Annotated in this window: 11 protein-coding genes; 5 read left to right on the top strand and 6 right to left on the bottom strand. The window is 68.5% G+C overall.

The window, feature by feature from the left end:
* Positions 1-36: 36 nt before the first annotated feature.
* Positions 37-735, top strand: a complete 699-nt coding sequence (locus tag KO481_RS01235; RefSeq protein ID WP_215915060.1) for a histidine phosphatase family protein — start codon at positions 37-39, stop codon at positions 733-735.
* 114 nt (positions 736-849) lie between these two features.
* Positions 850-1,194 carry a hypothetical protein gene (locus KO481_RS01230; RefSeq protein WP_215915059.1) on the top strand — a complete coding sequence of 115 codons (345 nt, stop codon included), beginning with the start codon at positions 850-852 and terminating at the stop codon, positions 1,192-1,194.
* A gap of 82 nt (positions 1,195-1,276) precedes the next feature.
* Here the strand turns inward: KO481_RS01230 and KO481_RS01225 are convergent, their stop codons facing one another.
* On the bottom strand, positions 1,277-2,188 hold the full coding sequence (locus tag KO481_RS01225) for a LysR family transcriptional regulator (RefSeq protein WP_215915058.1): 912 nt from the start codon (positions 2,186-2,188) through the stop codon (positions 1,277-1,279).
* A 177-nt stretch (positions 2,189-2,365) separates the two neighbouring features.
* Between KO481_RS01225 and KO481_RS01220 the strand changes: the two genes are divergently transcribed.
* The gene (locus KO481_RS01220) at positions 2,366-3,280 is read left to right on the top strand and encodes a TIGR03620 family F420-dependent LLM class oxidoreductase (RefSeq protein ID WP_215915057.1); all 915 of its coding nucleotides are present in this window, start codon (positions 2,366-2,368) and stop codon (positions 3,278-3,280) included.
* Between the two features lie 66 nt (positions 3,281-3,346).
* A complete protein-coding gene (locus tag KO481_RS01215) occupies positions 3,347-3,718 on the top strand; it encodes a hypothetical protein (RefSeq protein ID WP_245400216.1) in 372 nt (123 codons plus the stop codon).
* A gap of 79 nt (positions 3,719-3,797) precedes the next feature.
* On the opposite strand, the gene KO481_RS01210 is transcribed toward KO481_RS01215, so the two are convergent.
* The 4 genes from KO481_RS01210 to aroQ all read right to left on the bottom strand — a co-directional run bounded on the left by KO481_RS01210 (position 3,798) and on the right by aroQ (position 12,835).
* On the bottom strand, positions 3,798-4,712 hold the full coding sequence (locus KO481_RS01210) for a cutinase family protein (protein WP_215915056.1): 915 nt from the start codon (positions 4,710-4,712) through the stop codon (positions 3,798-3,800).
* Between the two features lie 344 nt (positions 4,713-5,056).
* Complete coding sequence (locus tag KO481_RS01205; protein WP_215915055.1) at positions 5,057-6,526, bottom strand: glutamate synthase subunit beta; 1,470 nt, start codon at positions 6,524-6,526, stop codon at positions 5,057-5,059.
* A gap of 212 nt (positions 6,527-6,738) precedes the next feature.
* Positions 6,739-11,421 carry a glutamate synthase large subunit gene (gene gltB, locus KO481_RS01200; protein ID WP_215915054.1) on the bottom strand — a complete coding sequence of 1,561 codons (4,683 nt, stop codon included), beginning with the start codon at positions 11,419-11,421 and terminating at the stop codon, positions 6,739-6,741.
* A gap of 862 nt (positions 11,422-12,283) precedes the next feature.
* Positions 12,284-12,835 carry a gamma subclass chorismate mutase AroQ gene (gene aroQ / locus KO481_RS01195; RefSeq protein WP_215915053.1) on the bottom strand — a complete coding sequence of 184 codons (552 nt, stop codon included), beginning with the start codon at positions 12,833-12,835 and terminating at the stop codon, positions 12,284-12,286.
* A 716-nt stretch (positions 12,836-13,551) separates the two neighbouring features.
* Between aroQ and KO481_RS01190 the strand changes: the two genes are divergently transcribed.
* Positions 13,552-15,516, top strand: a complete 1,965-nt coding sequence (locus KO481_RS01190; RefSeq protein WP_215915052.1) for a DUF4407 domain-containing protein — start codon at positions 13,552-13,554, stop codon at positions 15,514-15,516.
* 21 nt (positions 15,517-15,537) lie between these two features.
* Here KO481_RS01190 and KO481_RS01185 read toward each other — a convergent pair whose 3' ends face one another.
* Complete coding sequence (locus KO481_RS01185) at positions 15,538-16,185, bottom strand: HEAT repeat domain-containing protein (RefSeq protein WP_215915051.1); 648 nt, start codon at positions 16,183-16,185, stop codon at positions 15,538-15,540.
* Positions 16,186-16,356 lie beyond the last annotated feature (171 nt).

Here is a 16,356-nt window from a genome sequence, read left to right as displayed (position 1 = left end):
TGACGACGGCGATCACCGGTACGGCACAGTGGGGGTGTGCAGCTAGTTCTCGTGCGTCATGCCCAGCCCCATCGGGTCACCACCGCCTCCGGCTCCGCCGATCCGGGGTTGACCGAGGTGGGGATCGAGCAGGCGAGGCGCGTGCCCGACGCCATAGCGCGGCTCGAGGGCAACGGGCACCGCATCACCCGGGTGGTCTCGAGTCCGCAGGTGCGCGCCCGCGAGACGGCCGCGCCGACGGCCGCGAAACTGGGTCTGCCGGTGGATATCCTGGACGGTCTGGCCGAATACGATCGCGATCTAGCGGCGTACGTCCCTATCGAGGATGCGCGGCGGGCGGCGTCGCAAGTCGGTGCGGGCACGCCCGGGGATGCGCCGGCCGATGCCGCCCAGCAGGCGATCGCGGCCGTCTACGCCCGGATCAAGGCCGGCCATCTGCCCGAGCAGATCGACGAGGCCGCGTTCTTCGCGCGAGTATCGGCCGCCATCGAAGAGATCGCCGCCGATGCGGGCCCCACCGATACCGTCGTGGCCTTCGCGCACGGCGGGGTGATCAACATCATGCTGCAGCACTTACTTTCGCTGGGACGTCCGCTGACCTTCCCGATCGATTATTGTTCGATTACGCGAATCCTCTACTCACGCACCGGACATCGCACGGTGGCCACCGTCAACGAGAACGGGCACGTATGGGATCTGCTGCCACGTAACCTTCCGGCCCACGGAAACCGCTGAACTCACAGCAGATTGACAGATTGGCCGTACGCCGGTCTCAGAAATCGGTCGTTCGATGGGACACCGTGAGCCGCCGCAGGACGTGGTTCATGCTCTCCAGAGAAAGGCATTTCGTTGTTCTCCACGAGGAAGTCAACAGGATCCCGGCGCCTGGTCGCGCGCATCGCCGTCGCGGGCGCGCTCGCGGTGGTTCCGCTTGCGGCGGTCGCCGGTCCGGCCCTTGCCGACACCACTTCCGCGCCGTCGGCGACCCCGGTCGACTGGCACGACCACGGCGGTGACTGGTTCAACCACGGCGGGGACCACGACGGTGGCTGGCACCACGGCTGGGACCATGACGGCGGCTGGCACCACCACGGCTGGAACCCGGGTTGGGGCGGCGGCTGGAACCCCGGCTGGGGCGGCGGCTGGAACCCGGGCTGGGGCATGCCTGACATCGACTCCGGCTCCGCTGGTTAATTACCACCACCTCGGTGACCGCCGACGACACGGCCGCCGAGCCAACGAAGGGCCACTCCCCGACTTCGGGAGTGGCCCTTCGTTATTCGCCCGGACGGGTGATGTGCGTCTGGGCGAATCTGCGGAAGGCCGCGACCAGGCGGCTGCGGTCGTCGGCGCGCGTGGCCACCACCACGTGGCTCGGCTCGACGCCCTCCAGCGGGATCGTGGTGAGGCCGGGTCGCACGCAGGTCATACCGAGCAACCCCGGATCGGCCGGGATGATCGCCACGGCCTGTCCCCCGGCAACGAGCTCGATCTTGTCCTCCACGGCGGTAATGGGGGGCCCACCGGGCGCCGGGCGGCCGTCGGGCCGGGGGTCGACCCGCCAGAACGCATTCCAGATCGGATCCGCGCCCAGGGGCATCGGCTCGTCGGCAATATCGTCGAGGGTGATCGACTCCTTGCCGACCAGCCGGTGGTCGCTGGGGACCAGTAGGACCCGCGGCTCGTCGTAGAGCACCGCCACCAGCAGCCCGTCGGTCGGGAACGGCAGCCGCGTGACGACGACGTCCACCCGATGCTCGCGCAGGGCCGAGTGCGTCTCGCTCCAGTGCACATGCCGGGTGGACACCTCGGCGTCGGGATATCGGTGCCGCAACTCGCGTACGGCCGGCGTGATGATGATGTTCGAGGCGGTGAATCCGACCGTGATGCGGCTGGGTTCGGCCACGGCCCGGACGCGCGCGGCCGCCACGGCTGTCGAGTGCAGCACCTCGTGCGCGAGCGGTAGGAAGGTCTCGCCCGCCTCGGTCAGCCTGCTGCCGCGCGGACCGCGGTCCAGCAGCCGCGCGCCCACCTGCTGTTCGAGTCGATCCAGCTGCCTGCTGAGCGAGGACTGGGTCAGATGCAACACCTCCGCGGCGCGACCGAAGTGCCGCTGCTCGGCCAGCACGACGAAGCATCGCACCAGCCGCAGATCGAGGTCGGCCGGTGGCAATGCGGCGTCGGGCATACCGTCAGGATAGGCCGCCGTCCGGCCGGGCCGCATCCGATCGAATGGCCCTGAACTGCGGTGTTGCGCAAATCGAGATGCCTCTTGCGAAAGATTCATTGGATTGCGATCCCAACCCCGCAGCACAGTGGAACTGCGGGCCGACAACGACCGCACAACGCCAACTAGGAGAGTCTCATGGATGCCACCGTCGTCGAAGCGGCCCGCGCGGCGATCGGCCCGGTCGGGGTCGCGCTTCCGATCAACTTTGCCGCGCCGCCGCCGCTCGACCTGCAGCGCGATGCGGTTCGCCGGCTCGAGGCCGCCGGCTATCGCGCCGCCTGGACCAACGAGGTGCCGGGCAAGGACGCCCTCGCCCAGCTGTCGGTGCTTCTGGCGGCCACCGGACGGATGGCATTCGGCACCTTCATCGCCAACGTCTGGGTGCGCGAGCCCGAGACGGCACACGCCGCGGCGGCGGTGCTGGCCCAGGCGTATCCCGGGCGATTCGTCCTCGGCCTCGGCGTCGGTTACCCCGAGCAGGCCGCGGCCGTCGGGCGGTCGTTCGGCAGCCCTCTGACCACGATGCGCGACTACGTCGCACGGATGGACGGCCCGCAGCGGTTTCTGGCCCCCGACGTGCGCTACCCCCGGCTCATCGCCGCGCTCGGCCCGAAGATGCTCGCGCTGTCCGGCGAGGTCGCGGACGGGGCGATGCCCGCCATGCTCCCACCCGAATTCACCGCCTCGGCCCGCGAGGCACTAGGACCGGACAAGCTGCTGGTCACTGGGCTGTCCATCATCCCCGACACGGATCCCGACCGAGCCCGGCAGGCTGCGCGGGAGGCACTGTCGGGCTACCTCGCCCGCCCAACCATAGCCGCGGCGCTCACTCGGCTCGGGTACCCGGACGAGCGGCCGGGTGCGGTGAGCGATCGGCTGGTCGAGGCAAGCTACGGCTACGGCGGACCGGAGGCGATCGCGGCCAAGGTACGCGAGCACCTCGCGGCCGGCTCGGATCACGTCACGCTGTTGCTGCCGATCGGCAGTGACTTCGCAACGGGAATAGAGCAATACCTCGAGCTCGCCCCGGCCCTGACCGAACTCGGCTGAGCCGTCCCCGGTATCCCAGCCGATTGCCAGCCTGGTCCCAACCGATACCTAGCGAGGGCTACTTGAATGAAATCCAGCGCCACCGAGGAGGTGGCAACACCGCCCGGCCGGGCGGCCCCTGCACCGAAAGGTAAGCCCTTGTTCTCCACGACCAAGACCTCTCGCACCCGCCGGATCGTGAGCCGCATCGCCGTGGCCGGCGCCATCGCCGCCGTTCCCGTGGCCGCCGTCGCGGTCCCCGCCTTCGCCGACACCCCCAGCGCGACCCAGATCGACTGGAACAACCAGGGCCCCAACTGGAACAACAACCAGGGCTGGCACCACGACCGCGATCACGACCACGATCGCGACCACGGTCAGTGGCAGCAGAACCCCGGCCCGCAGTTCCCGGGCTTCCCGGGTGGCGGGTTCATGCCGTCCACCGGTTCGGCGGGCTAGGCAACAGACGACGAGGGCCACTCCGTACGGAGTGGCCCTCGTCGCGTGTTCGGGATAACTGTCGCCGTCGGTAGCTATCTCACGCCATACCGGCGAGCCAGCCGTGCATCCACGAGGTGGCGGTGGCCCCGCCGCCCACGTGGTAGTTGCCGTACGAGGTGTGCGCCCCGGACCCGTAGAACTTCTCGAGCTGCTTGGCCCGCTGCTTGTTCGCGTTGTCGCTGAGCTGGGACTGCAAAGTTCCGATGCCGCCGTGGGACATCAGATCGCCGACGATCGAACCGGCCTCGAGCTGGTAACGCCACATGTTGACCGGATTCGGATCCGAGGCGCCCGCGAGGAAACCGGCGAAGCGGGTGACGAAGTCGTCGGAGTTGGTGGAGCAGTACAGATCCTGGGGATCGCAGATGGTCCGAACCACGGGGGTCAGGAATCCGAAGCCACCCGGACGGGGCCCCTCGGCGCCCGCGCCACCGGCGAGCGGACCGACCTGGATATCGGTCGGCGAGCGCTCGGGATCGGAGATCAGGCCGACACCGGAGACGCGAGTCGGCGAAACCACACCCAGGCCGGTGCCGATCTGTGCGGCGACATCACCCGCGGCGTCGGCGCCCTGGCTGTAGCCCACGATCGCGATCTTGGTGGCACCGCAGCGCGCGGCCATCGCCTTGATCATGCCGCTCGCGTTCTGGGCGGCGATCCGCTTGGACTTGCCGTAGACATCGCCCTCCCAGGGGAAGGCGGTGGCCGGATACGAGACGTAGTCGACCCGGGTATTGCTCGGCAGATTGCCCGTCACGCCGGCGAGCATGCCGGGGTTGTGCATGCCCTCGTGCTTGTCCGGACCGGTCTCCCAGGTACCCGGGATCGCGACCACGTAGAGGCTCGGGCAACCGGGATCCGCAGCCGCGGAACCGCTCCCGAACATCACACCGGACAACCCCGCCGTCAGTGCAACCGCGGCCGCAGCCGCGACAACCCTTCTCAACCGCATACCGCTCCAGTTCCAACCTGCCCAGGCGACGGGCAATCCCGAGTGATTCGACCAATGGTGCGATAGCCGGATTGCAGTCTGGTTAACCGGGGGCGAACAAACTTTCAGCGCCCACCAGGGCACAGAAACAGACCGCGTGTCCACATCGTCATCGCACCGTGATCAAGAATAGGTGGCGAAACGCTTCTGTGCCATTCAGCGTCCGAAACCCGTCGGAAATCCGATTCGTCCCCCGGCGGCCCGGCAAATCCCGAAGCGCCCGCGAACACGAGGTTCGCGGGCGCTTCTGTGGATCAACGGTATCCGCGCGCGCCGGTGAGGAAGTCGGCGCGCTCGAACACTTCTCAGCGCTGCGGGACCGCCGAGGGCAGGATCGGCGACGGCAGCGCCGACTCGCCCTCGAGGTACGCGTCCACCGACGCCGCGGCCGCGCGGCCCTCGGCGATGGCCCACACGATCAGCGACTGGCCGCGGCCCATGTCGCCCGCGGCGAAGACGCCCGGGACGGTGGTCTGGAAGCCGTTGTCCCGCTTGACGTTGCCGCGCTGGTCGTAGCCGACGCCGAGATCCTCGAGCAGACCCGGCTTCTGCGGGCCGACGAAGCCCATGGCCAGCAGCACCAGATCGGCCTCGAGGGTGAAGTCGGTGCCCTCGACCTTCTCGAAGCGGCCGTTCACCATGCTCACCTCGTGCGCCTGCAACCCGGTGACCTTGCCGTCTTCGCCGATGAAGCGCTCGGTGTTGACCGAGTAGACGCGCTCGCCGCCCTCCTCGTGCGCCGAGGACACCCGGAACATGAGGGGGTAGGTCGGCCACGGCGTGGAGGAGGCACGCTCCTCCGGCGGACGCGGCATGATCTCGAACTGGTGCACGCTGGCCGCGCCCTGCCGGTGCGAGGTGCCCAGGCAGTCCGCGCCGGTGTCGCCGCCGCCGATGATGACGACCTTCTTGCCCTTGGCGTGGATCGGCGGCAGGCCGTCCGCGTCGGCGATGTCATCGCCCAGCTGCACCCGGTTGGACAGCGGCAGGAACTCCATCGCCTGATGGATGCCGTCCAGGTCCCGGCCCGGCACCGGCAGATCGCGCGCGATCGTCGCGCCGCCGGCCAGCACCACCGCGTCGAACCGCTCGCGCAGCTCGGCGGCGGTGATGTCGACACCCACGTTCACGCCGGCCTTGAAGATGGTGCCCTCGGCCTCCATCTGCGCCAGGCGGCGGTCGATGAAGCGCTTCTCCATCTTGAATTCCGGGATGCCGTAGCGCAGCAGGCCGCCGATGCGGTCGTCGCGCTCGAAGACCGTCACGGTGTGACCGGCACGCGTGAGCTGCTGCGCCGCGGCAAGACCGGCCGGGCCCGAACCCACCACGGCAATCTTCTTGCCGGTCAGGCGGGTCGGGTAGAGCGGGGTCACCCAGCCCTCGTCGAAGGCGTTCTCGATGAGCTCGACCTCGACCTGCTTGATCGTCACCGCATCCTGGTTGATGCCCAGCACGCACGACGCCTCGCACGGCGCGGGGCACAGCCGCCCGGTGAACTCCGGGAAGTTGTTGGTCGCGTGCAGGCGGTCGATGCCCTCGCGCCACTGGCCCTTGTAGACCAGGTCGTTCCACTCGGGAATCAGATTCCCCAGCGGGCACCCGTTGTGGCAGAAGGGAATGCCGCAGTCCATGCAGCGGCTGGCCTGTTTGCGCAGGGTCTCGTGCGAGAAACTCTCCTCGTAGACCTCTTTCCAGTCCATCAACCGCAGCGGCACCGGCCGCCGGGTCGGCAGCTCCCGCTTGGTGTGCTTCAGGAAGCCCTGTGCGTCACCCATTTTCGACTCCCGACGTACGCGCCAGCTCGGCGCACCCAACAGTTCCGGTGCGTCGCGCGTCAGTCATCGGTGTCTGCGCACGATCGAACAAAATCTGACTCTTTGATATGTCACAGCGCCTCGTCGACATTCCAGACGCGACCACTGCCCTACCCACGCGCGGCCTTGATATGTCACAGCGCTTCGTCGACATCACAAACGCGCTGACTGCCTTACCCACGCGCAGCCTCCATGATGGCTTCGTCGACATCCCGGCCCGACTTCTCGGCCTCCGAGATCGCCAGCAGCACCTTCTTGTAGTCGCGCGGCATGACCTTCACGAAGTGCGTCACCTGCTGCGACCAGTCGCTCAGGATGCGCTCGGCCACGGCCGAACCCGTCGCGTCGCGGTGGCGGGCCACGATGTCGTGCAGCCAGGTGAAGTCGTCACCGGACAGCGGCTCGACCTCCTCGGCCTGCTCGGGCGAGACATTCTTCTCGAAGGTCCCGTTCGGGTTGTACAGGTACGCCACGCCGCCGGACATGCCCGCGCCGAAGTTGCGCCCGGTCTCGCCGAGGATGACGACCTTGCCGCCGGTCATGTACTCGCAGCCGTGGTCACCCACGCCCTCGACCACCGCCGTGGCGCCGGAGTTGCGCACCGCGAACCGCTCGCCGACCACGCCGCGGATGAACACCTCGCCGCTGGTGGCGCCGAACAGGATCACGTTGCCCGCGATGATGTTCTGCTCCGCGACGAAGGCCTCCGACGCGTTGAGCGACGGCCGCACGACGATGTGACCGCCCGAAAGGCCCTTGCCCACATAGTCGTTCGCATCGCCGAACACCCGCAGCGTGATGCCCGCGGGGACGAACGCGCCGAAGCTGTTGCCCGCCGAGCCGGTGAAGGTGATGTCGATGGTGTCGTCGGGCAGGCCCGCGCCGCCGTACAGCTTGGTCACCTCGTGGCCCAGCATGGTGCCGACGGTCCGGTTGACGTTCGTGATCTTCGTTTCGAACTTGACCGGCTTGCCGCGCTCGAGGGCGTCGGCCGACTCGGCGATGAGCTGGTTGTCCAGCGCCTTGTCCAGCCCGTGGTCCTGGCCCTTGGTGTTGCGGCGGTCCTGGTACATGAACGCGGTCTCGACGTCGTCCAGGATCGGCGACAGGTCCAGCTTCGCGGCCTTCCAGTGCTCCTTGGCCTTGGTGGTGTCGAGCAGGTCGACCCGGCCGATGGCCTCGTCGAGCGTGCGGAAGCCCAGCGAGGCCAGGAGTTCGCGCACCTCCTCCGCGATGAACAGCATGAAGTTCTCGACGAATTCCGGCTTGCCCGTGAACCGCTCGCGCAGCACCGGGTTCTGCGTCGCCACGCCCACCGGGCAGGTGTCCAGGTGGCAGACGCGCATCATGACGCAGCCCGAGACCACCAGCGGCGCGGTGGCGAAGCCGTACTCCTCGGCGCCGAGCAGCGCGGCGATCATGACGTCGCGGCCGGTCTTCATCTGACCGTCGACCTGCACCACGATCCGGTCGCGCAGGCCGTTGAGCAGCAGCGTCTGCTGGGTCTCGGCCAGGCCGAGCTCCCAGGGACCGCCCGCATGCTTGAGCGAGGTCAGCGGCGAGGCGCCGGTGCCGCCGTCGTGGCCGGAGATCAGCACCACGTCGGCGTGCGCCTTGGACACACCCGCGGCGACGGTGCCGACGCCCGGCTCGGCAACAAGTTTCACGTGAATCCGCGCCTGCGGGTTCGCGTTCTTCAGGTCGTGGATCAGCTGGGCCAGATCCTCGATCGAGTAGATGTCGTGGTGCGGCGGCGGCGAGATCAGCCCGACGCCCGGTGTCGAGTGCCGCACCTCGGCGACCCACGGGTACACCTTGTGCGCGGGCAGCTGACCGCCCTCGCCGGGCTTGGCGCCCTGGGCCATCTTGATCTGGATGTCGGTGCAGTTGGTCAGGTAGTGCGCGGTCACGCCGAAGCGGCCCGAGGCCACCTGCTTGATCGCGCTGCGCCGCCAGTCGCCGCTCTCCTCCGGCTCGAAGCGCGAGGGCGACTCGCCGCCCTCACCCGAGTTGGAGCGCCCGCCGAGGCGGTTCATCGCGATGGCGAGGGTCTCGTGCGCCTCGGCCGAGATCGAGCCGTAGCTCATCGCGCCGGTGGAGAACCGCTTGACGATCTCGCTGGCCGATTCGACCAGGTCGATCGGGATCGGATTGCGCTCGTCGCCGCGGAACTTGAACAGCCCGCGCAGCGAGGCCAGCCGCTCGGACTGGTCGTCGACCAGCTTGGTGTATTCCTTGAAGATCTTGTACTGGCCGGTGCGGGTGGCGTGCTGCAGCTTGAACACCGTGTCCGGGTTGAACAGGTGGTACTCGCCCTCGCGACGCCACTGGTACTCGCCACCGATCTCGAGCTCGCGGTGCGCGCGCTCATTGTGGTTCTCCAGGAACGCGATCCGGTGCCGCGCGGCGACCTCGCCGGCGATCTCGTCCAGGCCGATGCCGTCCAGCGGCGAGCGCAGGCCGGTGAAGTAGCGGTCGCACAGCTCCTGCGACAGGCCGAGGACCTGGAACAGCTGCGCGCCCCGGTAGGAGGCGATGGTGGAGATGCCCATCTTGGACATCACCTTCAGCACGCCCTTGCCGGCCGCCTTGTTGTAGTTGCGGACCGCCGCGTCGTAGTCGTCGCAGATCACGCCGGTGCTGCCGGGCATCTGCAGCGCGCCGCGCTCGATCATGTCCTCGATCGACTCGAAGACCATGTACGGGTTGATCGCGGCCGCGCCGAAGCCGACCAGCAGGGCCATGTGGTGCACCTCGCGGGCGTCACCGGCCTCCACGACCAGACCGACCTTGGTGCGGGTGCGCTCGCGCACCAGGTGGTGGTGCACCGAGGCGGTGAGCAGCAGCGACGGGATCGGCGCCAGCTTCTCGTTGGACTCGCGGTCCGACAGCACGATGATCCGCGCGCCGCCGTCGATCGCGGCCGACACCTGGTCGTTGATGGCCTCGAGCGCCTTGCGCAGGCCCTTGCCACCCTTCTTCACCGGGTACAGGCCGTGCACGACCACCGAGCGCAGCTCGGGGCGGGAACCGTCGTCGTTGATGTGGACGAGCTTGGACAGCTCGTCGTTGTCCAGAATCGGCTGGGTCAGCGTGATCTGGCGACAGGACTCCGCGCTGGGGTGCAGCAGATCGCCCTCTGGGCCGATCATGCTGCGCAGGCTGGTGACGACCTCCTCGCGGATGGCGTCCAGCGGCGGGTTGGTGACCTGCGCGAACAGCTGGGAGAAGTAGTCGAACAGCAGCCGCGGGCGCGCCGAGAGCACCGCGATCGGGGTGTCGGTGCCCATCGAGCCCAGGGCCTCGCCGCCGGTGGTGGCCATCGGCGAGATCAGCAGGTTCAGATCCTCGATGCTGTATCCGAAGATCTGCTGCCGGATCTTCACCCGGTCGTGCACCATGTGCTGATGCGGGCGGTCGGGCAGGTCGGAGAGCTTGATCGGGCCGGTGTGCTCGGGGTCGCCGTCCAGCCATTCCTGGTACGGGTGCTCGGTGGCGAGCTGGGTCTTGATCTCGTCGTCGCCGATGATGCGGCCCTGCGAGGTGTCGACCAGGAACATGCGGCCGGGCTGCAGGCGGACCTTGCGGACGATCTTCGACGGCTCGATGTCGAGCACACCGACCTCCGAGGCCATGACGACCAGGCCGTCGTCGGTGACCCACACGCGCGAGGGGCGCAGACCGTTGCGGTCGAGCACCGCGCCGACCACAGTGCCGTCGGTGAAGCACACCGAGGCCGGGCCGTCCCACGCCTCCATCAGGAAGGAGTGGTAGCGGTAGAAGGCGCGCCGGGCGGGGTCCATGGACTCCTGCCGCTCCCACGCCTCGGGGATCATCATCAGCACCGCGTGCGGCAGGCTGCGCCCGCCCAGGTGCAGCAGCTCGAGGACCTCGTCGAAGCGGGCGGTGTCCGACGCGCCGGGGGTGCAGACCGGGAAGATCTTCTCGAGCCGGTTGCGGCCCTGGTCGTCGCGGCCGAAGACGTCGGAGTTGAGCAGCGCCTCGCGGGCGCGCATCCAGTTCTCGTTGCCGGTGACGGTGTTGATCTCACCGTTGTGCGCGACGCGGCGGTACGGGTGGGCCAGCGGCCAGGACGGGAAGGTGTTCGTGGAGAAGCGCGAGTGCACGATGCCCAGCGCGGAATCCACCCGGTCGTCCTGCAGGTCGAGGTAGAACGCCCGCAGCTGCGGGGTGGTGAACATGCCCTTGTAGACGAAGGTCTGCGCCGACAGGCTCGGGAAGTACACGGTCTCGCGGCCGACCGCGCCTTCCCCGGGACCGGACTTGCCGAGCTCGTGCTCGATCCGCTTGCGCACCACGTAGGCGCGGCGATCCAGATCCATGCCGGTCAGCTGCTCGTCGCCGTTCTTCGGCGAGGCGATGAAGATCTGACGGAACGTCGGCATGGCGTCGCGGGCCAGGGCGCCCAGGGAGGACTCGTCGATCGGAACCTCGCGCCAGCCCAGGACGGCCAGGCCCTCTTCCTTGACGATCTTCTCCACGACGTAGCAGGCGCGGGCGGCCTCGCGGCGGGCCTGCGGCAGGAAGGCGATACCCGAGGCGTACGCGCCCTCGGCGGGCAGCTCGAAACCGGCGTTCTCCTCGGCGAGGACCGCGCGGAAGAATGTGTCCGGGAGCTGGATCAGGATGCCCGCGCCGTCGCCGCTGTTCGGCTCGGCGCCCGCGGCACCGCGGTGCTCCAGGTTCAGCAATGCCGTAATTGCCTTGTCGACGATGTCGCGGCTGCGTCGGCCGTGCATGTCGACGACGAACGCGACGCCGCAGGCGTCGTGTTCGTTCGCCGGGTCGTAGAGCCCGATGGGTCCAGGTGACCTATGGCCAGGAAGTTGCGTCATGCCTCTGCCTTCAAAATCAGGCCTTCGATGAAATATGGCCTTCGTCGAACGCCTCCGTCAGACTGCGCCCGGAGGGTTTTCGTCAGACCAGCGGCGCTGATGGTCGTCCCGTGCAGTCAACTCTCCAGTTGTCCACCCGCGTCTGGTTTCATCGTCGGGTGCTCGGCGGTAGCGGTGCCCTAGCATGTTCCGTACACGTGGCGCCAAGGTTCGCCCGTCAGGCGGAGAGGTCCCTGCCGAACGTCGTTATGACCATCGGCTCGTGACCGAATTGGGCGATATAGCCGGGCATTTCGTACCCGGCGTAAGAGCAAACGATAAGTCAGGACCGTGGCCCAACCAACTCAGGCTCTCCTAATTACGGCGCCTACCTGGGCTTCTCCATCGGTCCTCCACTACCTGCGCGTTCTCCAGTGTAAAGCAGAGATTGGCGATCGCTCAGTCGTGTATCCCACTGTTGCCCGGAACCACGGGTCCGTGACCGCGCGGCGTGTACATAAGCTGCTAGATGCCCTCTAACCTGCACCGATCAGGAATTCCCCGCCCACGGACCGGACAAACCGCCTGTAAGGCGGCTAACTTTCCGGACACACGATCGAGACCTTCCGGACATGGAAACATCGAGCCAGAGCAACGTTCAGACCGTACGGACTTGTTCATCCAGTTGCGCCATAGCACACTTTCAGCAAACAATCGACTGTGCACTATCTCACACATTTCGCCCACCGCGGAACATGCAGCAAAGAAGGCCAGCCGCATCGATCGGCCGCATGAGGTGCCGAAAGCGTCACCAGTGCGGGGCTCCGGTCGCCGGGGCTCCGGTCGCCGGGGCGCCGGGGCGCCGGGAGTGAGGTGACCAGACTCAGGCGCAGAGCGCGGCGGCTGCCCGGACTAGCGCCGCCTCGTGCAGTCCGTCGGACCTTCCCCCGCCGAAGATCGCGAACACGCTGGCCGACAGGCGCGGCGCGCACCCCGGACCGCTGAGTTCGGCGCGGTGCAGCGCCAGCTGTCGCACGATGCCGTCGTTCGCCCGGTCGATCAGCGGACGGACCGCGGCCAAGTTCGGAGAAGCCACCGGCGCGGCCGCCGGGTCGAAGCGCCAGCGCGCGATGAGTCCGCGCTGCACCATCTTGTTGGCCTCGATCTGACCGAAGAACACCTGCCGCACCCACGGCTGCGGCAGCCCCAGCTCGGCGCCGGCACGCCCCATGGAGTCGTAGACCTCGCGCTCGCGCGCCGGATCATCGACCGCCGGAGCCTGCCCGCGCGCGCCCACCCACTTGGCCGCGATCACGGCGTCCGCGGTGTTGAGCCGCTGCAGCACCAGCGCCACCAGTGAATCCAGACCCGCCGGAGCCTGCACATCCGCAGGCGCCTGAGCCTGCGCGACCGGAGCCATCCCGTCGATCGTCATTGGCGCCACCTCCACCGACATCGCCCCGAAGACGGCCGTGGCCGCCAATACAAGCGCGGATATACGCACTTTCGATCCTCCCGTCCTGCCCGTGTGAGGACGCGGCATGTTTCCGAATGGTAAGGCCGTGTCCGACGCCAATCATCGCCAATGGCCCAGAGATTCGCGAGGGACCGGCCCCAAATGCACCCCTGTGATCGCCGCACACCCGGCCGCAACCTGCGGTTTCCGCTCGCATACCCGCAACATCAAGGGTGCGGACCGAAGCCACGTTGCCCGTGAGTGCGGGGGCAGGAGACGAGAGCATCGACACTCGGCGTCCGACTATGGGCAAACCTCACCTGTATTTGATATTTGGGCAGAGCTACGGCGTGCCGCTGGCCGGAGACGCCGACAGCGGCACCGGTCTGAAGCGCATTCACGCCGAAGGGCACGGCATGGCGCAGCCGCACCAGGAATCGTCGCGCCCGCACACGTTGGCATCCGGGGCGGGCGGACCGAGGCCGCGTGTGAGGCTGACCACATCCTTTGTCCCACACTCGGTAGATCCGGGGTCAGCCTGTCAGTCTGAATCTCGAGCGCGTGGCTGGGGTTGTGCGCAGTGAGCCACGCTGTCACCCTGGGGGCCGAATCAGTCCACGCGCGGGCGTGACAGACACACTCGAGGGTTTCGCCGAGCCGCGAAAACGCTTGGGACACAGAGGATGTGAGCTCCCATGACCGCCCATGAACCGTCCGATTCGACCTACCCGGCGGCAGGCGCCGACCGCGAGGACCAGTCCGCAGTCGGCGGCGGCGCCGGGGCCTTCGCGGCATCCGGTGGCGGGACGCGCGCTTCCGGCGCCGGGGGCTCGGCGACGACCGGCGAAGGGACCAGGACTTCCGGCGCCCGGATCTCCGCGGCCACCCGCGCATCCCGCATCTGGATCGGCCGCCACGAACTCGGCCGGGCATTGCGTACGCGCGCGGAGCATCTGCTGACCTGGCTCGGCGGCGCGAGTTCCGATGCCGCCGAGCGCCACGAGCGCTCGAGCTATGCGATCACCGGCGCGGTCGTGCTGCTGTTCGCCGTGATCGGCGGCGTGGTCGTCACGCTCGCGAGCGCGGCCGGGCACTGGCCCGCCCTGCTGGTCATCCTCGCGGCGCTGATCACCGCGCTCCTGCTCGGAGCCGTCGGCCGCGCGCTGGCGACCGCGCCGCTGCCCGATACCCACGACGGATCGCGCGCCCGGTGGGATCGCGGGACGATCGGCCGGGTCGCGATCGCCGCCGTGGCGGGAATCGTGGTCGCCGAGCTCGCGAGCACCGTGCTGCTGGGCGGCACGGTCGACCGTCAGCTCGACGAGACCTCGCGCCGCGCCGCCGATTCCGCGCCGGCTGTGGTCAATGCCCGCGCCGCGCTGGATCGGGCGCAGTCCGACCGCCAGGCTCTCGGCGGCACGATTACCGCCGCACAGACGGACATCGATCAGGCGCTGATCATCGCCCGCTGCGAATACAACCCGACCCCGGCCTGCCCGCAGGACAAGATCACCGGCGTGCCGGGCCGCGGTCCGGAGACCCAGACCGACAACAGCATGCTCGACGACGCCCGCGCCCGGCTGGCCGCCGCGCAGGCCCGCGTCCAGCCGCTCGATGACGCCGTCACCAGGGACCAGCAGGCGCTGGATCAGGCCCGCACCACCGCGTTTCGGACCGGCGACCGCGGCCTGGGCGCGCGCTGGGTCACGCTGAACGACTACACCCTGTCCCACCCCGGCGCCCTGGCGCTGCGGCTGGCGACCATCCTGATCGCTGTGGCCCTGGCCCTGCTGCCGCTGCTGCTGCGCCGCTGGCGCGGCGAAACCACTCTGGACCGAAAGCTATTCGCGCACGCCGCCGCCGATCGCGCCGAGCGAGACGCCACCGCCGCGATCGCCGTCCGGCAGGCGCAGGCCCGCGCCGAGGCCGAAATACTGCGCACCGACCAGGAATTGGCCGCCGCCCGCCTGGCCGTGCACGCCGACACCGTCATCGATCGCGAGCAACAGCGCCGCCGCATCATCGCCGCGATCGGCGGCGTCGAGATCGGTGTCACCGCACCCCAGCGCCGCGCCGTCGCGGAATTCGAGGCGCTGGCCGAACTTCCGGCCGCCAACCCGGCCGACCACACCCAGGAGGGCACCGTGTCCGTACCGTCGAATCTCCCCGCAACCCGGACCTCGAACGCCCTGGCCCCCGCCACTCCGGGCACACTGGAACCCGCGAAAAAGGCTGGCGGACTGGAACTCCCGATCATCGGCACGGTCCCCTTCACCGACACCGCGGCCCGCTGGATCCGCCCCCTGGTCCCCTCGTTCGTCACCGACGCGATCGACACGGCCATCGACACCGCCACCAGTCCCCTCCGCACGGTCCGGCAGGTCTTCGAGGAATCCGAGGAGATCACCTTCACCCTCCGCCGCAACCGCAAGGTCACCGTCGACTCGACGGAACTGGGCGTCCCGGGGAATCCCGCCCACGGCAACACCGTCATCGACGCCGCCCCCCACGCCGCACAACACTCTGCCCTGTCCCGGAGAACCGGCGAGCACAACAGCCTGTCTGCCTCGGACCGCCTGAACGCCCTCACCCCCCGCCCCGGTGACACTGAACTGGAATACCGTGGCGCGCGCCAACTTCCGCCGGGACCCGGACGGTAGCAGCCAGCTCCCCCACACCGGTCACGTCGCCACGTCACGCACATCGGGATCGGTATCTGCGGCCAGGCGAACGAGGAGCCGGCGAGCCTCGCCACCGCGGTAGCTGCGCAGCGCCAATGCGAGAACGTAACGGACATCCGGGTTGGGGTGGTCGACGAAAGGTGCGACGTCGGCGACGTCGCCACGGCTCTTGCGACCCAAGCCGCAGAGTGCGTCGATCAGATCGTCGTCGCAGTCCGGGTTGTGCAATCGGGCCAGCAGTTGAGGCTTCGTTAGCTCCGGGGGTTCTGTGGCGAACCTGCGACGAAGGTCGGCGGCCTTGAATTCGCCGCGTCCCAAGCACACCGGACACGCACAGGGCCGCTGACCGTGTGCGTTCGGGCGATACCGCCACCCGGTGACCTGCCGTACATGCCGAACCCGATGCAGTTCAGCGGGTGCGATCGCGCGAGGTACCAGGATCTCGTACCCGCGCGCGTCCTCGGCGTGGAGAATGACCGAAACAGCCTCGGCCACACGCATTTCCACCTGGCCTGCCGAGTAGTGTCCGACGAGAACCCTTTCGTCATCGCGTATCCGGAAATCCACCGCGACGATCAGCCGCTGCCCGCCGCGACGCAGCTCGCGCAACCATTGGTGTGACAGCACATAAGACGGCATCACCGGCATACAGAACACTCCCTTCCGAGAGCCACTCGCGGCAATGCCCGCACGGCGGATTCGCCGGGCGTTCTTCTCCGGTGTCAGGTGCACTAGCAAGGCCATAGGACGAGACCCTAGCGACGGCGGTGGCCCCCGCATCGGCGATGAGCGGTCTCTACTTCAGCGACGAGCTATAAG

This window comes from Nocardia albiluteola (assembly GCF_018860155.1).
GTDB lineage: Bacteria > Actinomycetota > Actinomycetes > Mycobacteriales > Mycobacteriaceae > Nocardia > Nocardia albiluteola.
The sequence above is the reverse complement of the archived record's forward strand: the minus strand, read 5'-3'. Positions and strand labels throughout refer to the sequence as shown.

What these genes read in the sequence shown, in the direction of transcription:
- KO481_RS01225 (WP_215915058.1), bottom strand. Translation starts at nt 2,188, where the DNA reads ATGCCCGACGCCGCATTGCCACCGGCCGACCTCGATCTGCGGCTGGTG.
- gltB (WP_215915054.1), bottom strand. Translation starts at nt 11,421, where the DNA reads ATGACGCAACTTCCTGGCCATAGGTCACCTGGACCCATCGGGCTCTAC.
- KO481_RS01210 (WP_215915056.1), bottom strand. Translation starts at nt 4,712, where the DNA reads ATGCGGTTGAGAAGGGTTGTCGCGGCTGCGGCCGCGGTTGCACTGACG.
- KO481_RS01215 (WP_245400216.1), top strand. Translation starts at nt 3,347, where the DNA reads ATGAAATCCAGCGCCACCGAGGAGGTGGCAACACCGCCCGGCCGGGCG.
- KO481_RS01190 (WP_215915052.1), top strand. Translation starts at nt 13,552, where the DNA reads ATGACCGCCCATGAACCGTCCGATTCGACCTACCCGGCGGCAGGCGCC.
- KO481_RS01205 (WP_215915055.1), bottom strand. Translation starts at nt 6,526, where the DNA reads ATGGGTGACGCACAGGGCTTCCTGAAGCACACCAAGCGGGAGCTGCCG.
- aroQ (WP_215915053.1), bottom strand. Translation starts at nt 12,835, where the DNA reads ATGACGATCGACGGGATGGCTCCGGTCGCGCAGGCTCAGGCGCCTGCG.
- KO481_RS01220 (WP_215915057.1), top strand. Translation starts at nt 2,366, where the DNA reads ATGGATGCCACCGTCGTCGAAGCGGCCCGCGCGGCGATCGGCCCGGTC.
- KO481_RS01185 (WP_215915051.1), bottom strand. Translation starts at nt 16,185, where the DNA reads ATGCCGGTGATGCCGTCTTATGTGCTGTCACACCAATGGTTGCGCGAG.